Consider the following 11,348-nt stretch of genomic DNA (forward strand, 5'->3'; position numbering starts at 1 on the left):
GACCAAAATTGTAAATGAACTAAATCAAAAATCTGAATTTGGATTATTTGGATTAGGTGTAATGGGAAAGAGTTTAAGTAGAAATTTAGCCAACAATGGTTTTAAAATATCTTTATTCAATAGGCATGTAGATGGAGTTGAAGAAGATGTTGCTTTAAATTTTAAAAATGAATTTAAAGAGTTAAATTCAGCTAAAACTTTTGATAGTATTGAAGCTTTTGTAAATTCCATTCAACAACCTCGAAAAATTATGTTAATGGTAAATGCAGGGAAAACCATAGACATCGTGATAGATTCTCTTTTGCCATATCTATCAGAAGGAGATATTTTAATTGACGGTGGAAATTCAAATTATTTAAAAACAAAAGAACGTTTTAATTATTTAAAATCTAAAAACATTCATTTTATTGGAACCGGTGTCTCCGGAGGTGAAGAAGGAGCTTTAAAAGGACCTTCGATAATGCCAGGGGGAGATAAAGAAGTTTATAAAAGTGTTGCGCCTTATTTAAATGCAATATCAGCTAAAGATAAAAACGGATTTCCTTGTTGCACTTATATTGGTCCAGAAGGAAGTGGTCATTTTGTAAAAATGGTTCACAATGGAATAGAATATGCGGAAATGCAATTATTGGCTGAGGTATATCAAGTATTTAATTCGATGGGGAAAAACCCAGATGAAATTGCAACTATATTAGATTCTTGGAAATCAACTAGCAATAGTTACTTACTAGATATTACAATCGATATTTTAAGAAAAAAAGAAGGAGATGACTGGTTGGTCGAAAAAATATTAGATAAAGCTGGAAATAAGGGTACAGGTAATTGGGCTACAATTGCAACAGCTGAATTAGGTGTTCCAAGCTCACTTATAGCTTCTGCATTATTTGCACGTTATACTTCATTTTATAAAGAAGATAGAATTCAGCTAGAAAAAGTGTTTGAAACTAATTCAAAGAAGTTACTTCAACTAGAAAATGAAGATGTTTTTAAAGCATATCAGTTTGCAAGAATTGTAAATCACTATCAAGGACTTAAGTTAATTTCAGAAGCTTCAAAACGGTATAAGTGGAATTTAAATTTAAGTGAAATTGCTCAAATTTGGACCAGTGGTTGTATTATTAAATCGATGTTAATGGAAGATCTTGTTTCAGTTTTAAATGAAACGGATCATATATTAACGCATCCTAGAATAATTGAACTTATTAAAACTTTAAGACCATCTATAAATAAAGTAGTTTCTGAATCCGTTTTAAATGAAATTTCTATTCCTTGCTTCAGTGAGGCGGTTAATTTTTTCAACGGATACACTACAGGTAATTCACCTTCGAATTTAATCCAAGCGCAGCGAGATTATTTTGGAGCACATACCTATCAAAGAATTGATGACGAATCAGGAGCATTTCATCACACTAGGTGGATTTAATTAAACCAATCAACCAAACTTAAAATTATGGAGCAAGCAGTAAAAAAGAATTCAATCATTAAAAAAATAATTGCATTAGTTTTAGGATTTGGTCCTGGTATTTTTGCAATAGGTTACACCATTGGAACAGGCAGTGTTACCTCTATGATTGTTGCGGGAAGTACTTATGGAATGCAATTGCTTTGGGTTCTTTTATTAAGTTGTATATTTTCAGGGGTTTTAATGTTTGCTTATGGAAATTATGCATTGATTTCAGGAGAAACAGCTTTGTATGGTTTTAAAAAACATATCAAAGGAGGGAAAATTTTAGCCATTTTAATTATTGTAGGAATTTCTTTTGGTCAATGGAACTCGTTAATGGGAATTCTCGGCATTTCAGCAAATATGTTATTTGAAATCTTAGTAATGAATTTTGAAGGATTACAGCCTTATAAATATGAAACTGTTCTAACCATAGCAATTTTAGTGATAGGTATATTTTATGCACTAATGATGGTAGGAAGATATACTTTTTTTGAAAAAATATTGGTCATTTTCGTTACGTTCATGGGGTTGTCCTTTTTCGTGTCTCTATTTTTTGTACATCCAATACCAGCAGATATTGTAAAAGGATTAATTCCTTCAATACCTGAGGTAAAAGGAGGTAAAATGATGGTAGCGGCATTTGTGGGGACTACTATGGCTGCAGCAACTTTTTTGTCGAGACCGTTATTTGTGAAAGGTAAGGGTTGGACAATTGCTAATTTAGATCAACAAAAGAAAGATGCTATTACAGCCGCTGTTTTAGTTTTTACTATTAGCGCTGCTGTTATGGCTGTGGCTTGTGGAGCTCTATTTTATCAAGGTAAACCGGTCACACATGTATTGGATATGGCAAACACTTTAGAACCAGTTGCAGGAAACTTAGCGGTTACCATTTTCTTTTTTGGAACATTAAGTGCCGGGTTGTCATCAATATTTCCTTGTTTGTTAATTGCTCCTCTATTAATTGCCGATTATCAGTCTGGTGAGTTGGATACAACTTCTCGTCAATTTAAAATAATCACTTTTATAGCTTGTTTAGTAGCGTTAATAGTTCCTGTTTTTGGAGCAAATCCTATTGAAATGCAAATTTTATCTCAAGTATTTAATGTATTTGTATTGCCAATAGTCGTTTTAGGAATTATACTAATGGTTAACAATAAAAAAGTAATGAAAGGATATAAAACAAGTTTAGGAGTAAACATAGGTTTGTTTTCAGCACTTTTCTTTTCTTGTGTAATTTCCTATAATGGCGTGCTAGCTTTGTTTGATTATTTCTGATAATTAAAGCATATTGAAAATAGCATTTAAAATGAAATTAAAAAATATAAAAATGAATAAAAAAATTAACCTATCAGTTTCAACATTTTTAATACTAAGTGTTTTTCTAATACTTAATAGCTGTTCAGATACAGTAAAAAAAACTAATAAAAAAGAAGCACCAAAAACCGTTTACGCAAGTGATGTTATTCCATTTTTTGATCATTGGAAATTAATTTTAGGTGATGGCTCAAATGCAGGTTTTGCAAATAATTTTGAGAACAGAGATTATTTTTATACTGTTGATGATGAAAACAGCAATTGGATTGTTTTTAAGGCTCCAAATGGTGGTAACACCCATGGAACTTCAAACAATACTAGAACTGAATTGGCTCAAGCAAAAAAATGGTATCCAGCAACAGCTAATGATAAATTAACAGCTACACTTAAAGTCATGAATGTATCTGCTACCGGTGATGCACGGGTTGCAGCTTCGTATGCCGTAGTAGTAGGTCAGATTCATAGTGCAGATAAACATGAAAACGAACCTCTTAAAATATTTTACAAGAAATTTCCTGGTCATAGTAAAGGATCGGTATTTTGGCATTATGAAATAAATACAGCAGGTGATGACAATTCAGGAAGATGGGATTATTCCTCAGCAGTTTGGGGTCATGATTTTTCGGTTTTAGGTTCTGAAGAAAATACGTATCCAGAAGAACCTGAAGATGGAATTGCCTTAGGTGAAGAATTTAGTTTTGAAGTTGAAGTTAAGGATGGTATAATGAGCTTAAAATTTACAAGTGAAGGCCATGAAACCAAAACATTTACAAAAAACTTAATCGAATCAGAATATACAACAGCGTCAGCTATACCCGAACAAATTCAAAAATTATTTGTACCACTTGGTCAAGATGGAGTAGAACGTAAAAACGCGTATGCTGGTGAAGGTTGCTTTTTTAAATTGGGGGCTTACAATCAAACCAATGGAAAATCACCTGAAGAAAATAGGAACTGGTGTTCTGGGGCTGAAACTCATGGCGGTGATATTCAAAAGCAATATGCTGACGGAAACTACGCTGAGGTATGGTTTAAAACTGCAAGTTTAACCATCAGTAAAGATGCTGTTTCTAACGAAGGTTATTTTTCGTTAAACGATAAAATCAATTAACAAAGGAACGATATGAAAAGTAATACAAAATTAGTCGGTAAAAATGTACTTATAACAGCTGGTGCTCAGGGAATTGGTGAATCAATCACCAAACACTTTATTGATAGTGGAGCTAATGTTGCAATTCACTATTTCTCAAGTGCTGAAACAGCGAGCCAATTGATGGAATACGCAATTAGTAAAGGGCAAAAAGCGGTGACTATTGGTGGCGATTTAACAATTGAATCTCAGGCAAACGCAATGGTCGAAAAAACTGTAGAAATGTTGGGTAGTTTAGATATTCTTATAAACAATGCTGGTTCACTTGTAGCTCGTAAAATGTTGAATGAAATGGAAGCTGATTTCTGGCACGAAGTAATGGATATAAACCTAACATCCATGATGTTTGTGACGAAAGCGGCATCTCCATATTTAGCAAAGAATAACAACAGCAGTATAGTTAATTTGGCATCACTAGCTGGGCGTAAAGGAGGTCACCCAGGATCACTTGTTTATTCCACCAGTAAAGGAGCTATTTTAACGTTTACGAGAGCACTTTCTTCAGAATTGGGACCTCAAGGAATAAGGGTTAATGCCGTTGCTCCTGGATTGATTCTTGGTACTTCATTTCACAACACGCATACAACGAAAGAGTCGGCAGCAGAAACAACCGCAGGTATTCCAATCCAACGTGCAGGTAATGCAGATGATGTAGCCAGAGCAGTTATATATCTCGCATCTGAATACGATGGCTTTATTACGGGAGCTACACTCGACATTAACGGAGGTGTTTACAATATGTAGTTTCTCTTAAGTTATATTGGATTGACTGTAAGATCATTGGAAAAGTTAAGAGATAATTTTAACCTTTAAATGTGTACGTCTTTACATTTGGCTAAAGACGACTTAGATAGTTTTTGATATAACTTTAAATAGTGCTTTTTTATTAACCCTTGTCGGTTTAGAATGTTTAAAATTATATTGTTAAGGTTAATTTAGCACCGTAACATGTTAAAATTATTAACAAAAACTTGTTTACTAAACAATATTGCATATATTTGGTAAACCAAACTGGTAAACCAATTAGTTAAGATATATATTTATATCCCAGGTTTGTTACTAGTTTCTATTGAATAACATTCTAAAAATATACAATGAGGATAAAAAACTCAGCTGGAATCAAACTTGTAATAATTGCCATCCTTTTGGTAATTATTTCTTGTGAAAAGAAGCCAGAGGGTGTGTCAGAATCTAAGTTAACATCCAATCATCCAAGTTTAATTTTAACCAAGCAAGGAGTAAAAGATATTAGAGCTAATTTAGGAAGTATTCCTATTTTCGATAAAACCTTAGCAGCAACTAAAAAAGAAGTGGATGCTGAGATTGAAAATGGTTTTGATGTTCCTGTTCCTAAAGATTATTCTGGTGGATATACTCACGAGACACATAAAAAAAATTATGTCTTAATGCAAAAAGCAGGTGCGTTGTATCAAATTTTAAATGATGAAAAATACGCCGAATTTGTTAAGGATATGTTGTTTGAATATGCCAAATTATATCCTACATTACCTGTACATCCTAAAACGCGATCTTATGCAAGAGGAAAGTTGTTTTGGCAATGCCTGAATGATTCTAATTGGTTAGTATATACGAGTCAAGCTTATGACTGTATTTATGATTTTTTATCTGAAGAAGAACGTACAACTTTGGAGACTGATTTATTTAAACCATTTGCAGATCACATATCAAAAGATAATCCACAATTTTTTAATAGAGTTCATAACCATGCAACTTGGGGGAATTCAGCTGTAGGAATGATTGCTTTGGCTATGGATGATGATGAGCTTTTAGATAGAGCATTAAATGGAGTTGAAGTTGACAATTTTAATCCAGATGTAAAGGACAATGATGGTGGTTATATTAGAAAAGATGGTCAAGAAATTGGTTTTTTTGCCAATATAAATGAGCCTTTTTCTCCTGATGGATATTTTACTGAAGGTCCATATTATCAACGTTATGCTTCATATCCATTTTTAATTTTTGCACAAGCACTTCAAAATAAAAAACCAGATTACAAGGTGTTTGAGTATAAAGACGGTGTGCTTTTAAAAAGTGTAAATGCATTGTTAAACTTATCAAATGCGAACGGCGAATTCTTTTTATTAAACGATGCTCAAAAGGGGATGTCGTATTTTAATGCATCTTTAATTTCTACAGTAGACATAGGGTATCATTTTGGTGGAAATAATCCAGAATTATTAAGTATTGCAGAAATGCAAGACGAAGTTACACTTGATGATGCAGGTTTAGCTGTTGCTCTTGGTATTAAAGAAGGAAAGGCAAAACCTTTTGATAAAAAATCTATTGAATTATCTGATGGAGCCAATGGTGATGAAGGTGCTGTTGGAATTTTGAGAAGCGGTGATTTGGAGTTGGTGTTTAAATACACAGCTCACGGTTTAAGCCATGGACATTATGATAAATTATCATTTGCGTTATTTGAAGATGGTGATGAAGTTGTTCAAGATTACGGTATGGCACGTTTTGTTAATATTGAGCAAAAAGGAGGTGGTAATTATTTAAAAGAGAATACCACTTGGGCTAAACAGACTATTGCTCACAATACAATTGTGCAAAATGAAAAATCTCAATTTAATGGAAAGTATGATATTGGAAGTAAGCACCATTCAAATAAATATGTTTTTAGTGTAACTAATGAAAATTTACAAGTAGCTAGTGCAAAAGAAGAAAATGCGTATCCTGGAACGAAACTTCATAGAACAATGGTGACTATTAAAGATGACTATTATGATACTCCTTATATATTAGATATAATGAGAGTTACATCTGAAAGTGCAAACCAATACGATTTACCATTTTATTTTTTAGGACATATTATGAAAACCAATTTTGAATATTCAAAATTGACTACACCAGAAGTTTTAGGTAAATCAGATGGATACCAACATTTATATAAAGAGGCTTCAGCTACCGCTAATGAGGGTACTGTATCATTAAACTGGTTACAAAACAATAAATTTTACACATACACTGCAATTACGAATTACAACAATGAGTTAATTTTTGGTAAAATTGGAGCAAATGATCCTGAATTTAATCTTCGTAATGAGCAAACTTTAATTTTAAGAAAAAAGAATACAAAGGATGCTTTGTTTGTTTCAACGATAGAATCTCACGGAACATACAGTCCAGTTTCTGAGTTGGCGGTAAATGCTTATAGTAATATTGAAAATATTGAAGTTGTGCACAATTCTAAGGAATACACAGCTATTCAGATTGATACAAAAAACAATACATCAAAAGTTTTTATCATTTCAAACGAAAATAATGATAAAGATGCAGCACATAAATTATCAATAAAGAATAAAGAGTATACCTGGAAAGGTCCTTATAAATTAATATATAATAAATAAAAATTATGAAACGATTTAGTGAAAAGTACATCATCGCAAAAGAATTGGATTGGGAAGAACTTGGCGGAGGAGTATCAAGAAAGTTTTTAGGTTACGATAACCAAATCATGATGGTAAGCGTGAAATTTGACAAAGGAGCATTAGGTGCGCCACATCAACATTTTCACACGCAAGCTACCTATTGTGTTTCAGGTAAATTTGAATTTGAAATTGATGGAGTAAAGCAAATTATAGAAGCAGGAGATGGCGTGTATATTGAACCTAATTTATTGCATAGTGCAGTTTGTTTAGAAGAAGGGCAGCTAATTGATACATTTAGTCCTGTAAGAGAAGATTTTTTAACTGGTGATGGACCATCTTATTTTGGTGATAAAAAGTAATAAGAAAAATTCTACTAGTCATATTTGTAAACATTTTATGGAGTAATTATTTTTTCATAATTATTAGATAGTAAGTAGTTTAAGCTTATAATAACAAAACAATAGTGTATTTCATCTAGGTTAAATATGCAAATAAAGCAGTTAAGATAAAATAGTTGTTAAATTATTTTTTTTAAAGTTTTTTTTAACATACTTTTGGTTAACCAATGTGGTATACCAATTTGGTTGACCAAAAAATTAACTCAAATAAAAACTACTAATTAATGATTAAAACCAAACATAAATAAAAAAAGGATAGGTGCAACTATCCTTTTTAGTAATAATACTTCGTAATAAGGGGAGTAAAATAAATACCTGTTTTCTCTTAAAAAACATGATTTCAAGCAAATTACAAAAAATATATATTGAAGCCAAGTTTTGAAAGTGAATGATCTTTAAGACTAACAGTCTAAAATAATATTTAATGCAGAAAGCATAAATTAAAACAAACACTTAAATCAAAAAATTAAATTATGAATTTAAAAATTAAGCTAACTTTAATTCTAATATTGATGATCAATATTACAGTTTTAGCGCAAAGTAGCTTCACATTAAAGGGTAAAGTGGTGTCTCAAGAAGATAACTTACCTGTTCCAGGTGTAAACATTCTAATAAAGAATTCAACTAAAGGAACTTCAACCGATTTTGATGGAATCTATACATTAGAAGTTACAAGTGGAGACGTACTTGAATTTTCCTTTTTAGGATTTGTAACAAAGTCTATCACAATTACAGATCAACGAGAATTAAATGTTTCACTATCACCAGACACCTCGGCATTAGATGAGGTTGTTGTTGTTGGTTACGGTACACAAAGAAAATCTACCATAACAGGGTCAATTTCTAAAGTTGTAAACGAAGATTTAGATCAAATAGCCGTTGCAAGGGTTGATGACGCTTTAATAGGTCAAGTTTCTGGGGTGAACATTCAGGCGAGTTCTGCAGAAGCAGGTGCTGCGCCTACTATTACAGTAAGGGGTTTTGGATCTATTACTGCAGATTCTGGACCAGCTGTTGTAGTTGATGGTGTAATTGTAGACCCTAGTTTTCTTGGAAACTTAGATATGAACGATGTAGAATCTTTTGAAGTTTTAAAAGATGCAGCATCTGCAGCTATTTATGGTAGTGAAGGTTCTAACGGTGTAATTATGATTACCACAAAAACTGGTAAAGCAGGAAAAACAAAATTTAGATACGATACTTTTGTTGGGTATAAAGATGCCTTTGGAAGTGATGACTATAAGAAAGATGTTGTAGATTGGGCGGCTAAAGAATTAGCGGCAACAGGTCAAATTACAGAAGCAACTCAATACGCATTAAAAATAGTCGATGTAACAGGAATTAATAGAGATTGGCAAGATGTATTTTTCGATGGAGGAATCATTACAAGCCACTCTTTATCAGCAAGTGGAGGAACTCAAGACACAAAATTTACGGCATCGTTAAGGTATTTAAGTGATGAAGGTGTTGTAATAACAGATGACTACAAGTTGTATTCTGCAAAGTTGAAATTAGATAGTAAATTAGGAGATAAGGTGAAATTTGGATTAAGTGCTACCCCTTCTTACTCAAAAAGAAGAGCGTTACCTACTTCCATACACAACCCAATAAGACAATCTCCTTGGTTGCCAATATATCATTCAGAGGAAACATTACAATTTATCAATAGAGATGCTTACCCAAATGTTGGAGTAGGAGATTATTTTTATGAGAACCATTTAGTTGAGCTAGACCTTGATGGGAATGGTAGTGATAATAGACCTCGTACTTCGGGTGATGCAAACCCTTATGCGCAATATGTTGAGAGAGAGCATTACGAGTTTAATACTAAATTATTAGGAAGTGCATATTTGTCGTTCGAAATTATGGATGGGCTTATAGCCAAAACATCTTTAGGAGCAACGTTGGAACAACGTAAAAGAACTAGATGGGATGGAACAGAACACCATGCAAGTGGTGCAAGTAGAGCTCAATATTTATTGAATAATAGATTTAGTTCTAGGTTGATTTCAGATAATACGTTGTCTTATAATACGCAAATTGATGATCACGAAATTAGTGCATTGGCAGGGATGACTTTCCAAAAAAGAAAATATGAAACTAGCCAAATTGTAGGTACTGGGTATACCAATGATTTACTTAAAAACTTACAAGGTGCAACTACTGTTGTTTCTGAGGGTGAATACAATATTGAGAAAAACAAGATTGGATACTTTGGTAGAATTACTTATGCTTATGCAAATAAGTATTTATTCAATGCTTCGTTTAGACGTGATGGTAGTTCTGTTTTTGGAGTTGACTCTAAATGGGGTAACTTCCCTGCTGTATCTGCAGGATGGAACGCTCATAATGAGAGTTTCTTAAGCGAAAATGATGTGCTAAGTAAATTAAAATTTAGAATTAGTTATGGTCTTACAGGTGCTGAGAACTTTAATGTAGGAGATGATTTGGTGAACGCATGGCCTTATTTAGCACAATTAGATAATACTAATGCTATTACTAATGGAGGTATTTCGGCAGGTGTATCTCCTAAGAATATTGCGAATCTATTATTACAATGGGAAGCTTCAGAGGAGCTTAACCCTGGTGTAGATTTTGGTTTTTTAAATGGTAAAATTTCAGGTTCATTAGATTATTATATAAGAACAAGTGACCAGTTATTACTAAACAATCCTGTGTCTTATGTTACAGGATTTAATAATGGTATCGTGAATTTAGGAAAAGTAGAGAATAGTGGATGGGAATTTGAATTAAGAACCAGAAATGTTAGTAATGAGAAATTTTCTTGGAACACTACGTTAATAGCCTCTACTAACAAAAATGAATTACTTGATTACGGTGAGTCTGATGGAGCATTGACAGAAGATGGATTTGGTAGAAATTCACAATGGATAAATTCTGTTGGTAATCCTATCTCTTCTTTTTATGGATATGTTGTAGATAAGGAATTAGCAAATGAATATTGGGATTCACCTTGGCTTCCAATTAACGGAACATCAGAAGATGTTATCGTTAAAGATTTGAACGGTGATGGTTTAATTACTGATGGTGATAAGACTATTTTAGGAGACCCTTATCCAGAAATAATTTGGAGTTTATCAAATGATTTTAAATATGGAGATTTTGATTTTTCTTTTATGATTCAAGGAAGTCAAGGTGCTGAAGTAAGAAACGTTGGTGATCAGTATTTCTTCTCACAATGGAACGGTGCAACTACCGATGAGCAAGCTGTTGTTGATGCTGGAATTATATCTGATGCTTCATTCTTGCAGCCAAGAGTTCAAACAAATGATATAGTTATGAGTGCAGGTTATTTTTCATTGAGAAACGTAAACATTGGTTATAATTTTCCAGATGACGCAGTTTCAAAATTAGGACTAGGATCGTTAAGGCTTTATGCGACTGGTCAGAATTTATTGTATATTACTTCTGATGATTATCATGGTTTTAATCCAGAATTTATCGATAGTAATAATAGTCCACAATCGTATGGTGCTCAAAGAGCGGGTACACCATTGTTTAGTACCATATCAGTTGGTTTGAACGTTAATTTTTAATCAAAGAAAATAGTTATTATGAAATATATAAAATTTTTAATATTTGCTATCACAGGAGCTACTATGTTTGTTTCATGTGATACA

7 protein-coding genes are annotated in these 11,348 nt (G+C 32.6%); all 7 read left to right on the forward strand.

Features of this window, described 5'->3' with window-relative positions; genetic code table 11:
- Nucleotides 1–1,423, forward strand: a 1,423-nt coding sequence (gndA, locus tag AB1Z17_RS00885) for an NADP-dependent phosphogluconate dehydrogenase (protein ID WP_368049903.1), incomplete at its 5' end; no start/stop codon positions are given.
- A 27-nt stretch (nt 1,424–1,450) separates the two neighbouring features.
- Nucleotides 1,451–2,725 (forward strand): Nramp family divalent metal transporter, encoded by a 1,275-nt coding sequence (locus AB1Z17_RS00890; RefSeq protein ID WP_368049904.1) that lies wholly within the window; start codon nt 1,451–1,453, stop codon nt 2,723–2,725.
- 52 nt (nt 2,726–2,777) lie between these two features.
- Nucleotides 2,778–3,875, forward strand: coding sequence for a polysaccharide lyase family 7 protein (locus AB1Z17_RS00895; protein ID WP_368049905.1), 1,098 nt, complete (start codon nt 2,778–2,780; stop codon nt 3,873–3,875).
- Between the two features lie 12 nt (nt 3,876–3,887).
- Nucleotides 3,888–4,658, forward strand: a complete 771-nt coding sequence (locus tag AB1Z17_RS00900) for an SDR family NAD(P)-dependent oxidoreductase (RefSeq protein ID WP_368049906.1) — start codon at nt 3,888–3,890, stop codon at nt 4,656–4,658.
- Nucleotides 4,659–5,008: 350 nt separating this feature from the next.
- The gene (locus AB1Z17_RS00905) at nt 5,009–7,288 is read left to right on the forward strand and encodes an alginate lyase family protein (RefSeq protein ID WP_368049907.1); all 2,280 of its coding nucleotides are present in this window, start codon (nt 5,009–5,011) and stop codon (nt 7,286–7,288) included.
- A 5-nt stretch (nt 7,289–7,293) separates the two neighbouring features.
- On the forward strand, nt 7,294–7,668 hold the full coding sequence (locus AB1Z17_RS00910; RefSeq protein WP_368049908.1) for a cupin domain-containing protein: 375 nt from the start codon (nt 7,294–7,296) through the stop codon (nt 7,666–7,668).
- A gap of 551 nt (nt 7,669–8,219) precedes the next feature.
- Entirely contained in the window at nt 8,220–11,264 is a 3,045-nt protein-coding gene (locus AB1Z17_RS00915) for a SusC/RagA family TonB-linked outer membrane protein (protein WP_368049909.1), read from the forward strand.
- Nucleotides 11,265–11,348: the final 84 nt, after the last annotated feature.

The sequence above is a fragment of the Lutibacter sp. genome (genome assembly GCF_040883305.1).
In the GTDB taxonomy this organism is placed as follows: domain Bacteria; phylum Bacteroidota; class Bacteroidia; order Flavobacteriales; family Flavobacteriaceae; genus Lutibacter.